Here is a 17,824-nt window from a genome sequence, read left to right as displayed (position 1 = left end):
AATTCCTAAAGATTCAAAGCTCAGCGTGTTGAGGTCCAGGTCAACCGGAGCGGAGCGTACTTGAAGTACATGAGCACCGGAAGCGCAGGAAGCCGCCGTGCGCAGACCGGCTGACCTGAATTGTAACATACCTATAGTGATGCGTCGGTCAGCGACACTTCCAGCCCCGACAGGTGAATGCCGCACTCGGTCTTGGCGTGGCCGGCCCAGCGGCCGCTGCGCGCGTCCTCGCCCGGCTGCACCGGCTGCGTGCACGGGAAACAGCCGATCGACAGATAGCCATAGGCGACCAGCGGATTTTCGCGCAGCGCATGCGCGCGCATGTAGTCCGCCTGGTCCGACGTCGTCCAGCGTGCCAGCGGATTGATGCGGATGCGCGGTCCCACAGCCTCGAACACAGGCAGTGCCGCCCGTGTCGAGGCCTGGAAGCGCTTGCGGCCGGTGAACCAGGCGCGGAACGGCGCCACGCCCCGTGCCAGCGGCTCGACCTTGCGCACATTGCAGCAGGCATCGGTGTCGCTCTGGTGCAGATCGCCGGTCGGGTCGATCCGTTCGAGCGCCGCATCCTCGGGCTTGATGACCTGGATGTTGGTCAGCCCGAAATCGGCGACCAGCGCGTCACGATAGCCCAGCGTTTCCTCGAAATGCTTGCCGGTGTCGAGGAAGATGACCGGCAGCGTGCGGTCGATCTCGGCGATCATGTGCAGCAGCACGGCGGAATCCGCACCGAAGGAGGATACGGCGGCAATCTCGTCGTGGAAAAATTCGCGGGCCGACCGTTCGATGATTTCGAGCGGCTTCAGGTGACCGTAGAGCGCGTCGAGGCCCGCCGCCTTGGCGGCGGCGCCGTCATCGACGTCGGCAATATGGTCAAGCGGCCTTGGCTTCGCCAGCATAGAGCGCCTCCTTGAACGGCGCGGGACCGACACGGCGGTAGGCGTCGATGAATATTTCCTGTGGGTTGAGCCGAAGGCCGAGATAGGTATCGACGATCGTCTCGATGGCGTCGGTGATTTCCTCCGACGAGAAGCCGCGTCCGATGATCTCGCCGACGGAGGTGTTTTCGTCGGCCGAACCGCCGAGCGTCACCTGGTAGAGTTCGGAGCCTTTCTTCTCGACCCCGAGGATGCCGATATGGCCGACATGGTGATGGCCGCAGGCATTGATGCAGCCGGAAATCTTGAGCTTGAGCTCGCCGATCTCGCGCTGTCGCTCCAGCGAGGCGAAGCGTTGCGAGATTTCCTGCGCGATCGGGATTGAACGCGCCGTCGCCAGTGCGCAATAGTCGAGGCCCGGGCACGAGATGATGTCGGAGATCAGGTTGGAATTGGCCGTCGCCAACCCGATGTCGACCAGCGCGTCATAGACGGCCTTGAGGTCGGCGCGCGCCACATGCGGCAGGATCAGGTTCTGCTCGTGGCTGACGCGAAGCTCATCGAAGGCATATTTCTCGGCAATGTCGGCCACCGCTTCCATCTGGCTGTCCGAGGCATCGCCCGGCACCTCGCCGATAGCCTTGAGCGAAATCGTCACCGCCGCGTAGTCGGGGTGGCGGTGTGTCACAACGTTCTGGTCGAGCCACTCGGAGAAGCCCTTGGAATCCAGCCGCGCCACCTTCACGGCCGCGTCGCCATCGGGCCGTATCGTCAAGGCCGGCGGTGCGAAATAGGCCTCGATGGCGCGGATATCCGCCTCCGGCAGCTTCAGTTCCGCGTCCTTCAGCTCCTGCCACTCGGCCTCGACCTGGCGGGTGATTTCCTCGACGCCGGTCTCATGGACCAGGATCTTGATGCGCGCCTTGTACTTGTTGTCGCGGCGGCCATAGAGATTGTAAACGCGCAGGATCGCGGTGCAGTAGGACAGAAGGTCGGCCTCCGGCAGGAAGTCGCGGATCTTGCGCGCCACCATCGGCGTGCGGCCCTGGCCGCCACCGACATAGACGGCGAAGCCAAGCTCGCCGGCTGCGTTCTTCTTCAGGTGCAGGCCAATGTCATGCGTCTGGATGGCGGCGCGATCGCGCTCGGCTCCTGTCACCGCGATCTTGAACTTGCGCGGCAGGAACGAGAATTCCGGATGTACCGATGACCACTGCCGCAGGATTTCCGCATAGGGACGCGGATCGGCGACCTCGTCGGCTGCAGCCCCGGCAAAATGGTCGGCGGTGACATTGCGGATGCAGTTGCCGCTGGTCTGGATGGCGTGCATCTCCACGCTTGCCAGGTCCGCCAGGATCGCCGGAATGTCCGACAATGCCGGCCAGTTGAACTGGATGTTCTGGCGCGTGGTGAAATGACCATAGCCCTTGTCGTATTTGCGGGCGATGTGGCCGAGCATGCGCAGCTGCTTGCCGTTCAGCGTGCCGTAGGGCACGGCGATGCGCAGCATGTAGGCGTGCAGTTGCAGGTAGACGCCGTTCATCAGCCGCAGCGGCCGGAACTGGTCCTCGGTGATCTCGCCGGACAGCCGGCGCTCGACCTGATCGCTGAACTCGGCGACGCGGGCCTGGACAAAATCGTGGTCGAACTCATCGTAACGGTACATGCTTCGTCTTTCAGGGCGCGTCCGCCCATGCCTGGTGTCTTGTCAGGCTGCGTGCGCAGCCTGCTTGCCGAGATCGTTGCGGATGGTGGGACCGGCGGCGCGGATCTTTTCGCGCAAGCGCAAAGGTTCGACGACGCCGCCGACGACTTCCGCGTCGATCAGATTGACGTCGACCACTTCATTGTCGGCATAGGCCTTGGCGCCGATCGCCTCCAGCCGATCCTCGGCGGCCTTGTCATGGGCAAGGTCGGCCTGGCCAACTGTTTCCGCCCAGCCGCCATCGGCGTACCACACGGCAATGCCGTCGGTGAGGCGGTTTGCGGTCAGTATCTTCATGGTTCGACCTCCACGGCAGCCACGTTGGCGGCGCTCTCATGAGTATGTGCCGCGAGCGGCTCTGAACGTTCAAAGTTGGCGCCGGCAACCGCGTCGCCAATGATGGTCATCACCGGGCCGGTGAGATCGACTCGTGCTTCAAGCGACGGCAAATCGGCCAGCGTGCCGTGGAAACGGCGGCGGTTCCGCAGGCTGGCGTTCTCGACGACGGCGACCGCCGTGTCCGGCGACAGGCCGGCTTCGATCAGCCGGCCGGCGACTTCGGCCGCGACCGAACGGCCCATATAGACCGCAACGGTCGCACCGGAAATGGCGAGCTTGGCCCAGTCCGGCAATGAATTGCCCTTGAGATCGTGGCCGGTCGTGAACACCATCGAGGACGAAACACCGCGCAGCGTCAGCGGCAGCTCGAAATCGGCGGCGGCGGCGAAGGCCGCGGTGACACCCGGAACCACCTCATAGGCGATGCCGGCGTCACGAAGCGCGGCCATCTCCTCGCCGGCGCGGCCGAACACCAGAGGATCGCCCGATTTCAGCCGCACGACGCGCTTGCCCTGACGGCCGAGATCCACCAGCAACGCATTGATTTCGGCCTGGCTCTTGGTGTGGCAGCCCTTGCGCTTTCCCACCGGCAGACGCTCGGCATCGCGGCGCCCCATGGCGACGACTGCCTCCGGCACCAGCGCGTCATGGACGATGACGTCGGCCTCCATCAGCAGGCGATGCGCCCGCAGCGTCAAGAGATCCTCGGCACCGGGACCGGCGCCCACCAGGGCGATGTGGCCCGAGGCGGGTACATTTGAGAGCAGCAGATCGGTCGCGGCTTCGCGCGCCCGCGAAAATTCGCCGGCCTCGACAGCGCGCGCCGGCGCTCCGCCGAAGAAGTCACTCCAGAAACGGCGGCGTACATTGCCCCTGGGCAATCTCTCGGCGGCATTGCGGAACGACGCGGCGAGCGCCGCCAGCGGCCCGAGCGACGGCGAAAGCATGCGGTCGATGCGGCCGCGCAGCATCTGGGCAAGCACCGGGCCGGCGCCTTCCGTACCGATCGCCACCGCGACCGGTGCGCGGTTGACCAGCGCGGGCGTGAAGAAATCGCAGAGCTCCGGCCGGTCGACGGCATTGACCGGAATGCCCAGCCGGCGCGCGTCGGCGGCCACACGACGATCGAGCGTCTCGTCGCCGCTGGCGGCAAACACCATCACGGCGCCTCCGAGCCGCGAAGCGTCATAGGCGGCGGCTACATGGTTCGCGCCGTTCTCGGCGATGAAAGCCAACAGCTCCGGCTCGGCATTCGCGGCGATGATATGCAGGACCGCGCTCGACTGGGCGATCAGCCGCGCCTTGGCCAAGGCTTCCTCGCCGCCGCCGACAATGGCCACGGCTTCGCCCTCGACCCGCACGAAGACGGGGAAGGCATTGAGCTTGGTGGTGTCTTGCGGCATCAGAAAAGCAATCCGGAAACAGTATCGCAGTTTTACGCCCGGGCGTAAAAAAGCAGAAGCAAAGCACTCGCGCATCCGGTGATGGCAGGCAATCGCTTTTTCGCAACCGCGAAAGGCAGGAGAAAAATATTCCACGCCCATGCACCGGGAGCGCCCGCGCTGCTGAACCGCGCCTTGATTTGAGGCACTTTTAGCTGTCGGCGACCTGTCCCACAAAACAGTTTTTTCTAATTTCTACCAATTCAGTAGATTAAAGTCGTGCGGCGGTGATTTCGTCTTCAGCGCCTGGCTGCACGGCCACTCGGTCCTCCGTTCGGGTGGAACGTTGACGGGTCAAAATGCGTTCCCGGTATAGCCACCACTCAACAAGGAGCGTTCCCATGAACACGATCAAGCTGAAGCATGGCATTTGGGTTTTGGTGGCCGACGGTGAAAAGGCGCTCCTGCTCAAGAATGCCGGCGATACCAAGTTTCCCAACCTTGAAGTCGTACAGGTGATGGAACAGGAGAACCCGCCCACACGCGAACAGGGAAGCGATAGCCCCGGTCGATACAATGACGGCCCATCCGTGCATCGCAGCGCGGTCGAGGAGACCGACTGGCATCGCATCGGCAAGGAGCGCTTCGCCGAGGAGATTGCCGCCCGCCTCTACAAGCTTGCACATGAGGGTGCATTCGACAGCCTTGTGCTTGTCGCCCCGCCAATGGTGCTCGGCGCGATGCGCAAGAAGCTGCATAAGGAGGTCGGGGAGAAGGTGACAGCCGAAATCCCGAAGACCATGACCAACCATGCCATCTTCGAGATCGAGGCCCTGCTGCAGGCAGCCTGACCGCCAGCAACGGCTCGATCATCGAGGTCGATAGCATCGCGGACTCAAATGGATCGGTGGCTTCGCAGTCGCCGGTCCTTTTTGTCGCCCGCGCCGTCGATTTTCACACCCTTGCGGGTTGCATCACCGTTACCCCTTCCACCATATTGCAAGACAGGCGGCGGCTTAGGGCGGCGCATATCCGACATCGCTAGCTTGAAAGGCGCTCCATAGACAATGCCGCATGACACGCCCCTTATCGCCACCATCGTCGCCGGTCTGGGGCTGGCATTCGTCTTCGGCGCCCTCGCCAATCGGTTCCGCATTCCGCCACTGGTCGGCTATCTCGTAGCCGGCGTGCTGGTTGGGCCGAACACACCCGGTTTTGTCGCCGACGCTGGCCTTGCCAACGAATTGGCTGAAATCGGCGTCATCCTTCTGATGTTCGGCGTCGGCCTGCATTTTTCGCTGAAGGACCTTCTGTCGGTCCGCGCCATTGCCGTGCCGGGCGCCATCGTGCAGATCGGCTTCGCCACGGCGCTCGGCGCCGGGCTGTCCTGGATGCTCGGCTGGTCGATGGGCGCGGGCCTGGTGTTTGGCCTGGCGCTGTCGGTAGCCTCGACCGTGGTGCTGCTGCGCGCGCTTCAGGAACGCCGCCTGATCGAGACCGAGCGCGGCCGCATCGCCGTCGGCTGGCTGATCGTCGAGGATCTGGCCATGGTGCTGGCGCTGGTGCTGTTGCCGGCCCTTGCCGGCGTGCTCGGCGGCCAGGAACAGGCCGATGCCCATTCGAGCGGCCTGCTGTCGCTGCCGGCCAGTTACGGCATCTGGGGCGTCGTCGGCATCACGCTGGCGAAGGTCGCCGCCTTCGTCGTCGTCATGCTGGTGGTCGGCCGCAGGGTCATTCCGTGGATCCTGCACTATGTCGCCCATACCGGGTCGCGCGAACTGTTCCGCCTCTCGGTGCTGGCAATAGCGCTCGGCGTCGCCTTCGGCGCGGCAAAACTGTTCGGCGTCTCGCTGGCGCTGGGCGCCTTTTTCGCCGGTATGATCATGAGCGAATCCGAGCTCAGCCATCGTGCGGCGGAAGAATCGCTGCCGCTGCGCGATGCCTTCTCGGTGCTGTTCTTCGTCTCCGTCGGCATGTTGTTCGACCCATTCAGCCTGTTCAGCAACGGCCTGCCGATCCTGGCGACGCTGGCCATCATCGTCATCGGCAAGTCGCTGGCGGCGTTCGTCATCGTCGTCGCCTTCGGCTACCCCATGGCCACGGCCCTGATGATTTCGGCCAGTCTTGCCCAGATCGGTGAATTCTCCTTCATCCTGGCCGAACTCGGCGTCGGGCTGAAACTTCTGCCCGAACAGGGCCGCGACCTGATCCTGGCCGGCGCCATCCTGTCGATCGTGCTCAACCCGCTGATGTTCCTGATCATCGATTGGATGAAGCCGTGGCTCGAGGCCCGCGCCGCCAGGACGGCACCGCCGGCGGACGCCAAGCCGGTTGGTCCAGCGACGGAACCGGGCCAGGTCGCCTCGGTCGCCGCAGCGTCCAAAAAGGAAGACGGCCCGCCACCAAGGACGGCGCTCACAGGTCATGCCATCCTGATCGGCTACGGCCGCGTCGGCGGCCTCGTCGGCGCTGCGTTGAAAGAAGCAGCACGGCCTTTCCTTGTCATCGAGGACGCCGACAAGACGCTGGCGAGGCTGAAAGCAGACGGCATCGAAACCGTCGCCGGCAACGCCGCTAACACCGAAGTCTTCGCCGCCGCCAATCCCGAAGGCGCCACACGGCTGATCCTTGCCATCCCCAATGCCTTCGAGGCCGGCCAGATCGTGCTGAGGGCGCGCGCCGCCAATCCCAACATCAACGTCGTCGCCCGCGCCCATTCCGATGCCGAGGTCGAGCATTTGAAGGGGCTCGGTGCCGATACGGTGATCATGGGCGAGCGCGAGATCGCCCGCGGCATTGTCGAAGAGGTGCTTGGCCACAAGCAACAGGTGGCTGAGCCGTCCGCTGCCTGAGCCAACCCGCCCACGGGCGTATTGATCAAGCCACGAAGGCCGAGCCGCCGTTTTGCGCGACACTGCCGAGGTATTTTGCTGGCGGCGTGCCAAGCGCCTTCTTGAACATGGTGATGAAGGCGGTGACCGAGCCATAGCCGAGATCGCCCGAAGCCTGCTGCACGCTGGCGCCGGCGGCGAGTTCCCGAATGGCGACGATCAGGTGCAATTGCTGGCGCCAGCGCCCGAAGCTCAAGCCAGTCTCCTTGACGACGAGGCGAGCCAGACTGCTTTCGCTGAGCGCGACGCGCTTTGCCCATTCGGCAAGCGTGCTGCGATCGGCCGGGTTCTGCGACAATGCGGTGGCGATCCGGCTGAGGCGCGGCTCGGATGAAATCGGCAGATGCAGCTGCTGGACGGGCATGCGCGGCAGCTCGTTGAGCAGCGTCGTCGTCAAGAGCTCATCCCTTGCCTGGTCGTCCCGCATGCTGTCGGCCAACTCGATGATCAGTTCGCGCAGCAGCGGCGAGATCGAAAGCGTGCAGCATCGGTCGGGCAAATCGGCCGCTCCCGGCTCGATGTAGACGAAGAAAATCCGGGCATTGGCCGTCGCGATGTTGCTGTGCTCCATGGCGCCGGGGATCCACACCCCGCAATGCGGCGGCACCATCCACAGTCCGCTCGGAACGCGGCATGTGACGCCGCCTCCGAGCGCGAAGACGAGCTGGCCCTTGCGGTGCCAATGAGCCGGCACCTCCGCTCTGGTCTCGGTGACGTCGACACGAACGGCGATGGCCGGCGCCACCACATCATCGACATCGAAATTGAGCCAAGGGTAGCGAAGAGGCTGTCTCATGATGACTGCTTTTAGCGATTAAATGCCATGATAGCTAAATTTTTCCCGCTGCGAAGTCGATAAGATCCGATGACCAGCAAGAAGGTACGTGCCCATGCTCGCCTTAGTCATATCTTCCAACAGTGCCACTCGATTGAGGCTAGCCGAGGTGGAAGAGCCTCGGCCCCTCGCGGACGAAGCGCTCGTCTCGGTTCACGCGACCTCGCTGAACCGCGGCGAACTGCGCCTGCTCACCATCCGCCCCAACGGCTGGATACCCGGCCAGGATATCGTTGGAATTGTCGAACGCGCGGCCGCCGATGGCTCCGGGCCGGCAGCGGGCACGCGCGTCGCGGCTCTGGTCGACCAGGCCGGCTGGGCTGAACGCGTCGCCGTTCCGACCGACCGCCTCGCCGGCCTGCCGGAGGAGGTCGGTTTCGTCTCGGCAGCCACGCTCCCAGTGGCGGGCACGACGGCGCTCAGGACTTTGCGCCATGGCGGCGACCTGGCCGGCTTAAAGGTTCTGATCACCGGGGCAAGTGGGGCCGTCGGCCGCTTCCAGATCCAGATCGCCCGCGACCAGGGTGCTTCGGTGACCGCCGTCGCCGCCGCCCGGCACCATGAGGACCTGCGTGGACTGGGAGCTGGGTGGATTGTCGAAGCGATCGAGCAGGCGGAAGGGCCGTTTTCCCTGATCACCGAGTCGGTCGGCGGCAAAAGCCTCGCCGACGCGATCGAACGCGTCGCCCCTGGCGGGACAATCGTCATCTTCGGGTCGAGCAGCGGCGAACTCACGCCGGTCGGGTTCCGTCAGTTCGTTCCGGATCACGAAGGGGCGAGGCTGCAGACATTCGCCTACTACACATCCGGTTCCGCCATCGGCGCGGATATCGCCGCGCTGCTCGCGCTGGTCGCCGCTGGTTAGGTTGGAAACCCGCGTGGCGATGACCGTGCCGTGGACGGACATCGGCCAAGCCCTGGACGCACTGCGCCAGCGAAGCTTCAGCGGCAAGGCCGTCCTTACCCTCACCGGATGAGCGGGCCTTGGCTCGACCGGCTCACACGTGCTGGCCGCCATTGATGTGGATTTCCGAGCCGGACACATAGGACGACTGGGCCGAGCACAGGAAGAAGATGATGTCGGCGACCTCCGCCGTGCTGCCCAGGCGTCTCAGTGGAATCGTCTCGACGATTTTTTCCGTGCCCGGCGACAGGATCGCGGTGTCGATCTCGCCGGGCGCAATGGCGTTGACGCGGATGCCGTGCGGGCCGAAATCATGCGCCATTTCGCGCGTCAGCGAGCCGAGTGCGGCCTTCGACGTCGCATAGGCGGTGCCGGCGAAGGGATGCACGCGGGTGCCGGCGATCGAGGTGACGTTGACGATCGAGCCCTTGGCCGAAGCCAACTCCTTGAACAGGCCGCGTGCCAGCATGATAGGCGCGAAGAAATTGACCTGGAACACGTCGCGCCAGACATGCATCGGCGTGTCGATCGAGTTCATCCGGCTGTTGCCGTCCTTGAGCTTGGGCGAAATGCCGGCATTGTTGACCAGCGCATTGAGCTGGCCCCCATGCGCCTCCAGCCGGTGACGAATCTCAGACACCGCGATGCCGACATCTTCCTGATCGGCGAGATCGACCTTGATGTGGTCTTCGGGGCCGGCCGGCCACGGGCAATCCTCGGCGAAGGCCTGGCGCGAGCACGTGATGACGCGCCAGCCCTCGCGCGAAAAGCGCTTGACCGTGGCGTGGCCGATGCCGCGGCTGGCGCCGGTCAGCACGATGGTTTTTCGGGTGTCGAGTTCAGCCATGTCGCGGTCTCCGGCCGGAGGTGTAGCCGAACACCGTGGCGCTGGCGAGAGGCGGATTGACGCTCAGCCGCCACCGAGAATGTCGAGGATCGAGGTCCGCTTCTTCTTCAACGGACCACCAACGCTGCCGGGCGGCACCGGATGGCCGACGGAAGCAGTCGTGCCGGAATCGCTTGGCATGTTGAAGTCGCCGTCGGCATCGACGGTCTGGGCAGGCCGCGCCGCGCGGACCGGCGCAGGCGTCGCCGGTGCTGTCGCCTGCGCGGCCGGCGCCTGCTGGCCGACCGACGCCGACGGGACAGGTGCCGGCTGGTTGTTGTCGGCCGAGGGAATGTCGTCGGGCACGACCGTGTCGGGCGGCGTCGACTTCCAGGTGCCGGGCAGCGGCCGCACAGGCACGCCCTCATGCGCGGCGACCATGAACTCATGCCAGGCCTGCGCCGGCAGCGCGCCGCCGGTGACCTTCTTCATCGCCGTGCCATCATCATTGCCGAACCACACGCCGGTGGTGAGATTGGCGGTATAGCCGACGAACCAGGCGTCGCGCGAATTCTGGCTGGTGCCGGTCTTGCCCGCCGACGGCCAGGCGAAAGCCGCCTTCTTGGCCGTGCCGACCTCGACCGTGCCGGTCATCATCGAATTCATCATGCCGACGATTTCGGGCTTGATCACGCGCGGTGCGCTGCCGCCGGCGCTGTCATAGAGCACCTTGCCGTCCGACGTCGTCACGCGGCGGATGAAATGGATGTCGGGCTTGTAGCCGCCATTGGCGAAAGGCACATAGGCCGAGGTCAGCTCCAGTGGCGTCACTTCCGAGGTGCCGAGCGCGATCGAGGTGTTGGCCTGCAGCTCGGACTGGATGCCCATGCGATGCGCGGCTTCCACCACCGCGTTCGGCCCGACTTCCATGGTCAACTGCGCGGCCACCGAGTTCAGCGACTTGGCCAGCGCGGTCGCCAAGGTGACCTTGCCGAAATACTTGCCGCCGTAATTGTCGGGCGTCCAGTTGCCGATCTTGATCGGCGCGTCGTTGCGCACGCTGTCGGGCGTACGGCCGGCCTCGAGCGCCGCCATGTAGACGAACGGCTTGAACGCCGAGCCGGGCTGGCGGCGCGCCTCGGAGGCGCGATCGAACTGGCTGGTCGAATAGTCGTAGCCGCCGACCATGGCGCGCACCGCGCCGGAATCGTCGATCGACACCAGCGCGCCCTGGGTGACGTTGAGCTTCTTGCCGCTTTCATCGATCAGCCGGCGGATCGACTGTTCGGCGAGCTTCTGCAGGTTGAGGTCGACTGTAGAATCGATGACGATATCGCCGCGCACGTCGCCGATCAGGTCGGGCAGTTCTTCCATGATGGTGTCGGCGACATAGTTTTCCGAGCCGGTCCAGTAGGATGGCGAGCGCGTCGCCGGTGCGCTCAGCGCCGTCTTCAGCTCCTTCTCGCTGATCTTGCCCTCCTCGCGCATGGCGGCGAGCACCAGCTGCGAGCGCTCCTCGGCGGCCTTGGGATCGCGCGCCGGCGACAGCCGCGAGGGCGCCTTCAAAAGGCCTGCCAGCAGCGCGGCTTCCGACAGGGTGACGTCGCGCGCGCTCTTGCCGAAATAGCGCCGCGAGGCCGCCTCGACGCCATAGGCGCCGGAGCCGAAATACACCCGGTTGAGGTACATTTCGAGGATCTGGTCCTTGCTGTGCTTGTGCTCCAGCCACAGCGCCAAAAGCACCTCCTGCACCTTGCGCTCCAGCGTACGGTCTGGCTTCAGGAACAGGTTTTTCGCCAATTGCTGCGTCAGCGTCGAACCGCCCTGCGAGAAATGCCCGCCGAGCACGTTGGTCACCATGGCGCGCGACAGGCCGATCGGATCGACGCCGAAATGCGAATAGAAACGGCGGTCCTCGATGGCGATCACTGCCTCGGGAATATAGGGCGACATCTCGTGCAGCCCGACGGCCTCGCCACCGCTCATGCCGCGATTGGCGAGCAGCTGCCCATCGGCCGAGACGATCTTGATGTTGGGGGCGCGGTCAGGGATCGACCAGGTCGTGGCCGCCGGCATCTTGGCGCCGTAGTAGATGACGACACCCGCCACAGCGATGCCGCCCCATATGGCGAGCACGAAGCACCAGTAGACCAACCGGCCGAGCACGCCGAACAGGCCACGCCCGCTTCCGCCGCGCCTGCCCCGTGACGATTTCGCCTTCGATGATTTGCGTTTGGCGGAGGCTTTGCGATTGCTCGGCACGACGCGGTCCTCCTCGCTCACCGACAGACCCGTCTGGGATTTCGCCCGTGGCGGTCCCTCGAAGCTGGGTTCGATGCGACTGTCTCTGCGGTTCGCCATGCGCTGCGCTGATATCCCCGGTGCCAATGGCGCTCGGGTTGAAGAGTAGATGCGGCGATTTAAGGGCGGGTTAAGCAGGCCTTCGGCCAACCCGTTGAATTTCGTTAGGAATTTGTTAATCCTGTGGGCCGGGACCGGATGACAGCCGGCTTACGCGACGCCAAGTCCGCCGGACCTCATGGCCGCCACGAACGCCTCGTTTGCCTTCTTGACGGTTTTCGATCTCATAGGTCAGCCATCGGCAGAACATGCCGACGATCGACGCCGCGGCGCCGAAAAGCAGACAAATGGTCAGCAGCGGGCTTTTGGAAGCGCTCGACCAGCTGACGATGGCCAGCAACACAACACTCAAGGTTGAAATCAGATAACCCACGCCCTTGAGCAAGTGCAAAGAGGCTTTTGTCATACCTGAAATCTCCTCGGCCTGCCCTTCGGAACATTCATTACGCCTTGGAGTTCCATCCCGGACCAACCCGGAATGCGACAGAGCAACCTCATGCCCGACTATCTCAAGTTGCCAACGACGACGAAGGGTCTTGTCAGGGTCGTCATCGAAACACCGCGTGGCGCCGCGGCCAAGGTCGCCTATGAGCCGGCTACGCAGGTATTCGGCTATGTCCGCCCTTTGCCCGTCGGAATGATCTATCCCTATGATTGGGGGTTTATCCCCTCCACGTTGGGGGAGGATGGCGATCCACTGGACGGACTTGTCATCCATCAGGCCGCCACGGGTTCGGGCGTCGTCATCAAATGCGACTTACTGGGCGCGCTGCGGGTCGAGCAGACGGATCAGGGCGGTGAGCCGCTCCGCAACGACCGCTACGTTTTCTGCCCTCACAGGGAGGATGCGGTGGACGAGCCCGTGGCGGCGGACCAAGTGCCCGAGCATCTCAGGCGCGAGATCGAACAGTTCTTTTTGTCGTCGGTGCTTGGAACGGGCAAAACCATCAAATTCAAAGGCTGGCAGGATGCCGATGAAGCGCACAGGGCGATCAAAAAGGGCATGAAGGCCTTTGCCGCCAGGCCGCGGAAGTAGGCATGGTCGCTTTCTGGCGCCTTGTTGCATTCGGTCGGATGCTCAAGGGGCCAAGCACGGCCCGATCCCCGACCCCAAGACCGACGCCAGCGGATAGAAGGCCAGCGCCTGCTCCTCGCATGTGACCGCAATGACACTGTTCGAGCGGTCGATGTCGAGGCCCTTCGGCCCGCCTTCCTCGACACTGGCCCTGCCGCGCTGGAAGGTCTCCTCGTCGAGCACGCCGACTGACCGCGCCGGGCCGCGACGCCCGTTCCAGCTGTCGCCGCGTTCATAGACGTGCACGACGGGGCTGCCGGCATCGGCCACGATGATATGCCGGTCATCCCCGGTGAAGCGCAGGCCATGTGGAAAGCCGGCGTCTTGCAGGGTGCCGACAGGCTCGCTGCGTGGCCCAAGCGTTGGGGACGTCCGGTAAAGCTTCACGTCCTTGGTGCCATGGCTGCTCACGGCAATCCATTGGCCGTCATGACTGATTGCGATGCCGTCGGGTATGTCGAGGCCGTTGCCGAGCAATGGCTGGTTCCTGACCGTCCGGTAGCCCAGCCGGCGGACAGCCACGTGCCGGGTCACCAGATGGGTATAATTGTTGCACACCAGCAGGCTGACGCGGCCGCCGGACTCGCGCCGGGCAACCACCGAGCCGGGTGTCCTGAGTTTGCAGAAAGGCTTGCCGTCGATCCGCCGCAGCGCGGTGATTTCCCGATGCCGGCCTGTCACGCTGTCCACGGGCAGGGCAAAGATCGCAAGCTGTCCATCGCGGTTGGCGACCACCAGGGTCCGGTCATCGATGAAGTCGAGGCCATGGACCTCGCCTATGTCGTCCGACCTCAGTTCCACGAAATCATGGATGGTGATGCCGGGACCATCGGGCCGCATCCCGATATCGATGCGCAGGAGCAGGCAGCGCTTGCGCGCGAAGCCCGCGATCGCCAGCAACCTGTTGTCGGGCGAAAAGCGCAGATCCTCGGTGCGTCCAAGCGCCGAAAGCGCTGCCCGAACGGCTTGGCTGGCCCTGAACGCGACGGGAGGTATGGTCATGCGCTTCCCGCCGGGATCGAGCGTTGGAGGATCGGTCTTGCAGGCCCGTTCCATCGGCGAATTCCTGCCTCGTTTCGATAAGGTGTCAGAGGCCCGCCGCCTTCGCCAGATACGGCGCCAGCGCCAGCGCGTAAGTCGCCGTCATGTGGTGATAGTCACGCCAGACGATGATGTTGCCGACGACCGCGGCGCACGTTTCCTTGCCACACAGCGCGTCGTTCATGTCGACCACTCTTACATGGTCCAGCGACGCCGCGGCCAGCGCGAGGATATTGATACGCTCGCCGTCTTTTCGCGGGGTGGCACATTTGTCCGGATTGGCGGCCAGGCAGTCGCCCGGGTCAAATCTTATGAAAGGGGTGTTGCGTATGGCGATGGTCCGCACACCTTCCTCGCCGAGTTCGCCCCAGACGCTGCGCAGCCCTTCGACCATCACATCCTGTGGGACGTTGTCATAGTTGGACTGGCTGGTGAACATCAGCTCCGGTCGCAGCTTGCTTATCTCGGCCAGAACGTTGTCGCGCCATTGCGCGCAGGCTGGATAGGGCTTGCCATTATCCGTCACCGGGGCACGGGTGAAGGGGCAGGCCGCCTTGGTGAAGGTGACCAGTTTCCATCCATGCTCCCTGGCGATCCTGTCGATGGCCGGAATCCATTGCGCCGCGTGAGAATCCCCGGTGACGACAACGGTCCTGGTTCCCCCGGGGTCGCCAAGGATGCAACTCACCGGCACGGTGCTGTCCTGCCCCTGGTGGCATTTCAGGCGGTAGACGATCGGCATGTCCCGCTTCAGCTTGCCAAGCGGCGGCAGCAGCTCCACGTCGGCCGGAACGGCGGCATTGGCAAGCAGCGCGGCGGGTCCCGGATATCGGCCGGTTCCAATCAGGCTGATATCGACGCCTTGACGGTCAAGCGCGTAGCCGAGCCCGCCGGATGCCGCCACGCAGACGGCAATCGCCATCGAACCATAGGCCAGCGGGCGCCATTCCGCGCCGGCTAGCGGCCGGCGGTAGCGCTGTTCGACAAAGCGGTATGACAGCTCCGAGACGCCCAGCGTCAGCGCCATCAGCGCAAGGCCCGCAAACAATCCGACACCCGGGCGATGCGCCGTATAGAAGACGATCAGCGGCCAGTGCCAGAGATAGATCGAGTAGGAGCGATCGCCGATGGCGCGCAGGATCGCGACGTCGAGGCCACGGAACCGGCCAAGCCGGATGCCACCGGCGGCTATGACCAGCACGGCGCCCAGCGTCGGCGGCAAGGCGTGAAGGCCCGGAAACGGCGTCGCGTCGGAAAACAGCAGCGCCGAGGCCACTATGGCGCCGATGCCAGCCGCCATCATGGCAAGGCGCAATCGCGCGGCCGGCGAAACCCGCTCCCCAGCCAGCGCCAGCAGCCCGCCAAGCGCCAGTTCCCAAAGGCGTGTGTGGGTAACGAAATAAGCCCAGGCCGGATCAGCCTGGGTCACGACCACCGAAGCGGCCAGTGATCCAGTGAAAACAAGCGCCAGCGCCACGATCAATGCAGCCTTCGGGGGATATCCGAAACGCCGCGCCAGCCAGATGGCGGCCGCCATCAGCAATGGCCAGACAACATAGAACTGCTCTTCGATCGACAGCGACCAGTAGTGCTGCACCGGGCTTGGCGCTTCCGCGGCACCGAGATAGTCGACCGCCTGCAAGGCAAGCCACCAGTTCTGCACATGCAGCGCACTGGCCGCGACCTGGATCGCCGTCTCCTCCCATCGCGCCTTGGACAGAAACAACAGCGTCCCGGCAAGCGTGACGAGAAGGGCCAGGAGAGCCGCCGGCAAAAGGCGCCGCACCCGCCGCGAATAGAATGTAAGGAGCCAGGCGTGGCCACCGGCGGTCGCCATACGGGCGAGCAGACCGGTGATGAGAAAGCCCGAGATGACGAAGAACACGTCTACCCCGACATAGCCGCCGGGAAGCGCCGCCGGCCAGAGGTGGAAAACCACCACCAGGGCGACGGCAACGCCGCGCAGCCCCTGGATTTCGGGCCGCCAACCATGCTCCTCGCGCTTGTCGATCAAGGCTGCCCGCCATCCGGAGAATCAAACGACATGCCAATCGATCACAGGCTCAATTCTGCTGGATCGAAATACCCTTGTCGTCGATCTTGAGTTCGACGCCCTTCGGCCTGGTCTGCTCGCGATAGACATAGACGCCGAGTGCGATGACCGCGACGACGAGCGCGCCAATGATGAGATAGAGCGTGTTCTGCTTCATGGCGCGTCCTTTGTCGTACCGAGCCTCACGCTCGCTTCAGCACCTTGACCAGCACCAGAAGGATGATGGCGCCGATCGTGGCGTGGATGATGGAGGCGAGAACGCCACCGCCTATGGAAAAGCCGATCCGGGGGAACAGCCAGCCGGCGATGAACGCGCCGACGATGCCGACAATGATGTTGCCGATCAGGCCGAAGCCGAAGCCGGAAACGATGAGACCAGCAAGCCAGCCGGCAATGGCACCAATGATGATGAAGACGAGAAGGCTTTCGGCGCCCATGGCGATTTCCTCCGAGCAAGAGGGCGACAACGGAGCGGAAGGCTCCGAATCGGCCTCGATATCAACGATTTCAAGCTATTCGAAAGCAGGCTGCGCCGCCAGCGGCACACCTATTCGTCGTCGTCACCGGAAGCAGGCCGCCAGCTGGTCGGCTGCACCTTCTTCTGCGTGTCGCTGTCGGTGTAGACCCACCAGCCGTTGTCGCGGTATTGCGCGATGGATTCGTTGAGGACGCCGTCACTGTCCTTCCAGGTAACGCTGACCTTGGAACCGTCGGTCGGCGCCGTCGATATCGGCTTTCTGTCCGCCATGTCATCCCCCTCCGAGCAATTCCAGTGTGTAGCGGTTTTCGTCCGGAACTGCGCAAACCAAGTCGTTCGAGCCGACAAAACGCGACGGCTGGCACCTGGTTCCAAACCGGCGGCGAGACGCAGGTCGTCGCCAGGACGTCAGCTGTGGGCGAAGATATCCTCTTCGGCCCAGCCCATCAGGTCAAGCTTGGACCGCGTCGGCAGGAAGCGGAAACAGGCGTCCGCCTCCTTGGTGCGTCCCTCGCGCGCCAGCCGCCCGGCCAGCGCATCGCGCAACCGATGCAGATAGAGCACATCGGAGGCGGCGTATTCGAGCTGTTCGGGCGACAAGGTTTCGGCCGCCCAATCGGACGATTGCTGCGCCTTGGACAGGCCGACGCCGAGAAGCTCGAAACATATGTCCTTCAGCCCGTGCCGGTCGGTGTAGGTGCGCGTCAGCCGCGAAGCGATCTTGGTGCAGAACACCGGCTCGGCCATGACGCCAAACGCATTGTAGAGCACCGCGATATCGAAGCGTCCGTAGTGGAACAGTTTGGTGATGGCGCGGTTTCTCAACAGGCTGACGAGGTTCGGCGCCTTTTTCTGGCCCGGCGCGATCTGGATGACATCGGCGCTGCCGTCGCCAGGCGAGATCTGTACGACGCAGAGCCGGTCGCGATGCGGGTTGAGGCCCAGCGTTTCCGTGTCGATGGCCACCGCCCCGACATTGTAAAGTGAAAGGTCGGGCAGATCGTTCTTATGGAAACGGATGTCGGCCATTGTCTTCTCCGGTCGAGCCTCTGGCATCCC

At 64.3% G+C, this 17,824-nt stretch carries 17 protein-coding genes and 1 pseudogene; 4 read left to right on the top strand and 14 right to left on the bottom strand.

The window, feature by feature from the left end; translation table 11 throughout:
* Positions 1–131: 131 nt before the first annotated feature.
* The 4 genes from FJ948_RS10745 to cysG are packed head-to-tail and all read right to left on the bottom strand — an operon-like array spanning position 132 to position 4,322.
* Complete coding sequence (locus tag FJ948_RS10745; protein ID WP_140704137.1) at positions 132–896, bottom strand: phosphoadenylyl-sulfate reductase; 765 nt, start codon at positions 894–896, stop codon at positions 132–134.
* Positions 871–2,541: a nitrite/sulfite reductase gene (locus FJ948_RS10740; RefSeq protein ID WP_140704135.1), complete on the bottom strand. Its 1,671-nt coding sequence runs from the start codon at positions 2,539–2,541 to the stop codon at positions 871–873. The genes FJ948_RS10745 and FJ948_RS10740 overlap by 26 nt, the downstream gene beginning before the upstream one ends.
* Positions 2,542–2,583: 42 nt before the next feature.
* Complete coding sequence (locus tag FJ948_RS10735; RefSeq protein WP_140704133.1) at positions 2,584–2,877, bottom strand: DUF2849 domain-containing protein; 294 nt, start codon at positions 2,875–2,877, stop codon at positions 2,584–2,586.
* Entirely contained in the window at positions 2,874–4,322 is a 1,449-nt protein-coding gene (cysG, locus tag FJ948_RS10730; RefSeq protein WP_140704131.1) for a siroheme synthase CysG, read from the bottom strand. Before cysG ends, FJ948_RS10735 begins: the two co-directional genes overlap by 4 nt.
* Positions 4,323–4,702: 380 nt before the next feature.
* Between cysG and FJ948_RS10725 the strand changes: the two genes are divergently transcribed.
* On the top strand, positions 4,703–5,152 hold the full coding sequence (locus tag FJ948_RS10725) for a host attachment protein (protein WP_140704129.1): 450 nt from the start codon (positions 4,703–4,705) through the stop codon (positions 5,150–5,152).
* A gap of 216 nt (positions 5,153–5,368) precedes the next feature.
* Positions 5,369–7,153 carry a cation:proton antiporter gene (locus tag FJ948_RS10720; protein WP_140704127.1) on the top strand — a complete coding sequence of 595 codons (1,785 nt, stop codon included), beginning with the start codon at positions 5,369–5,371 and terminating at the stop codon, positions 7,151–7,153.
* A gap of 25 nt (positions 7,154–7,178) precedes the next feature.
* Here the strand turns inward: FJ948_RS10720 and FJ948_RS10715 are convergent, their stop codons facing one another.
* The gene (locus FJ948_RS10715) at positions 7,179–7,988 is read right to left on the bottom strand and encodes a helix-turn-helix transcriptional regulator (RefSeq protein WP_140704125.1); all 810 of its coding nucleotides are present in this window, start codon (positions 7,986–7,988) and stop codon (positions 7,179–7,181) included.
* Positions 7,989–8,082: 94 nt separating this feature from the next.
* Here FJ948_RS10715 and FJ948_RS10710 point away from each other — a divergent pair.
* Positions 8,083–9,004 (top strand): annotated as a pseudogene (locus FJ948_RS10710) (zinc-binding dehydrogenase).
* A gap of 21 nt (positions 9,005–9,025) precedes the next feature.
* Here FJ948_RS10710 and FJ948_RS10705 read toward each other — a convergent pair.
* The 3 genes from FJ948_RS10705 to FJ948_RS10695 form a co-directional block, all read right to left on the bottom strand.
* Positions 9,026–9,778 (bottom strand): SDR family oxidoreductase, encoded by a 753-nt coding sequence (locus tag FJ948_RS10705; protein WP_140704124.1) that lies wholly within the window; start codon positions 9,776–9,778, stop codon positions 9,026–9,028.
* A gap of 63 nt (positions 9,779–9,841) precedes the next feature.
* On the bottom strand, positions 9,842–12,118 hold the full coding sequence (locus tag FJ948_RS10700) for a transglycosylase domain-containing protein (RefSeq protein WP_140704122.1): 2,277 nt from the start codon (positions 12,116–12,118) through the stop codon (positions 9,842–9,844).
* A 115-nt stretch (positions 12,119–12,233) separates the two neighbouring features.
* Positions 12,234–12,524, bottom strand: coding sequence for a hypothetical protein (locus FJ948_RS10695; RefSeq protein ID WP_140704121.1), 291 nt, complete (start codon positions 12,522–12,524; stop codon positions 12,234–12,236).
* Positions 12,525–12,614: 90 nt separating this feature from the next.
* On the opposite strand from FJ948_RS10695, the gene FJ948_RS10690 reads away from it, so the two are divergent.
* Positions 12,615–13,154 carry an inorganic diphosphatase gene (locus FJ948_RS10690; protein ID WP_140704120.1) on the top strand — a complete coding sequence of 180 codons (540 nt, stop codon included), beginning with the start codon at positions 12,615–12,617 and terminating at the stop codon, positions 13,152–13,154.
* Positions 13,155–13,196: 42 nt separating this feature from the next.
* On the opposite strand, the gene FJ948_RS10685 is transcribed toward FJ948_RS10690, so the two are convergent.
* From FJ948_RS10685 to FJ948_RS10660, 6 genes are all read right to left on the bottom strand, one after another.
* Complete coding sequence (locus FJ948_RS10685) at positions 13,197–14,249, bottom strand: hypothetical protein (RefSeq protein ID WP_246677497.1); 1,053 nt, start codon at positions 14,247–14,249, stop codon at positions 13,197–13,199.
* A gap of 31 nt (positions 14,250–14,280) precedes the next feature.
* Entirely contained in the window at positions 14,281–16,248 is a 1,968-nt protein-coding gene (locus FJ948_RS10680) for an acyltransferase family protein (RefSeq protein WP_140704118.1), read from the bottom strand.
* A gap of 49 nt (positions 16,249–16,297) precedes the next feature.
* Complete coding sequence (locus FJ948_RS10675) at positions 16,298–16,444, bottom strand: hypothetical protein (RefSeq protein WP_140704116.1); 147 nt, start codon at positions 16,442–16,444, stop codon at positions 16,298–16,300.
* 25 nt (positions 16,445–16,469) lie between these two features.
* Entirely contained in the window at positions 16,470–16,724 is a 255-nt protein-coding gene (locus FJ948_RS10670) for a GlsB/YeaQ/YmgE family stress response membrane protein (RefSeq protein WP_111548817.1), read from the bottom strand.
* Positions 16,725–16,834: 110 nt separating this feature from the next.
* Positions 16,835–17,035 (bottom strand): hypothetical protein, encoded by a 201-nt coding sequence (locus tag FJ948_RS10665; RefSeq protein WP_140704114.1) that lies wholly within the window; start codon positions 17,033–17,035, stop codon positions 16,835–16,837.
* A gap of 138 nt (positions 17,036–17,173) precedes the next feature.
* Entirely contained in the window at positions 17,174–17,794 is a 621-nt protein-coding gene (locus FJ948_RS10660; protein ID WP_140704112.1) for a ribonuclease D, read from the bottom strand.
* Positions 17,795–17,824 lie beyond the last annotated feature (30 nt).

The sequence above is a fragment of the Mesorhizobium sp. B2-3-12 genome (assembly GCF_006442205.1).
GTDB lineage: Bacteria > Pseudomonadota > Alphaproteobacteria > Rhizobiales > Rhizobiaceae > Mesorhizobium.
Note: the sequence above shows the minus strand (reverse complement) of the source record. Positions and strands in the feature narration are given on the sequence as shown.

Excerpts from the sequence above, each read along its gene's own strand:
- FJ948_RS10700 (WP_140704122.1), bottom strand. The coding sequence starts at position 12,118 with ATGGCGAACCGCAGAGACAGTCGCATCGAACCCAGCTTCGAGGGACCG.
- FJ948_RS10745 (WP_140704137.1), bottom strand. The coding sequence starts at position 896 with ATGCTGGCGAAGCCAAGGCCGCTTGACCATATTGCCGACGTCGATGAC.
- FJ948_RS10665 (WP_140704114.1), bottom strand. The coding sequence starts at position 17,035 with ATGGCGGACAGAAAGCCGATATCGACGGCGCCGACCGACGGTTCCAAG.
- FJ948_RS10690 (WP_140704120.1), top strand. The coding sequence starts at position 12,615 with ATGCCCGACTATCTCAAGTTGCCAACGACGACGAAGGGTCTTGTCAGG.
- cysG (WP_140704131.1), bottom strand. The coding sequence starts at position 4,322 with ATGCCGCAAGACACCACCAAGCTCAATGCCTTCCCCGTCTTCGTGCGG.
- FJ948_RS10705 (WP_140704124.1), bottom strand. The coding sequence starts at position 9,778 with ATGGCTGAACTCGACACCCGAAAAACCATCGTGCTGACCGGCGCCAGC.
- FJ948_RS10720 (WP_140704127.1), top strand. The coding sequence starts at position 5,369 with ATGCCGCATGACACGCCCCTTATCGCCACCATCGTCGCCGGTCTGGGG.
- FJ948_RS10660 (WP_140704112.1), bottom strand. The coding sequence starts at position 17,794 with ATGGCCGACATCCGTTTCCATAAGAACGATCTGCCCGACCTTTCACTT.
- FJ948_RS10675 (WP_140704116.1), bottom strand. The coding sequence starts at position 16,444 with ATGAAGCAGAACACGCTCTATCTCATCATTGGCGCGCTCGTCGTCGCG.
- FJ948_RS10740 (WP_140704135.1), bottom strand. The coding sequence starts at position 2,541 with ATGTACCGTTACGATGAGTTCGACCACGATTTTGTCCAGGCCCGCGTC.
- FJ948_RS10670 (WP_111548817.1), bottom strand. The coding sequence starts at position 16,724 with ATGGGCGCCGAAAGCCTTCTCGTCTTCATCATCATTGGTGCCATTGCC.
- FJ948_RS10715 (WP_140704125.1), bottom strand. The coding sequence starts at position 7,988 with ATGAGACAGCCTCTTCGCTACCCTTGGCTCAATTTCGATGTCGATGAT.
- FJ948_RS10735 (WP_140704133.1), bottom strand. The coding sequence starts at position 2,877 with ATGAAGATACTGACCGCAAACCGCCTCACCGACGGCATTGCCGTGTGG.
- FJ948_RS10685 (WP_246677497.1), bottom strand. The coding sequence starts at position 14,249 with ATGGAACGGGCCTGCAAGACCGATCCTCCAACGCTCGATCCCGGCGGG.
- FJ948_RS10695 (WP_140704121.1), bottom strand. The coding sequence starts at position 12,524 with ATGACAAAAGCCTCTTTGCACTTGCTCAAGGGCGTGGGTTATCTGATT.
- FJ948_RS10725 (WP_140704129.1), top strand. The coding sequence starts at position 4,703 with ATGAACACGATCAAGCTGAAGCATGGCATTTGGGTTTTGGTGGCCGAC.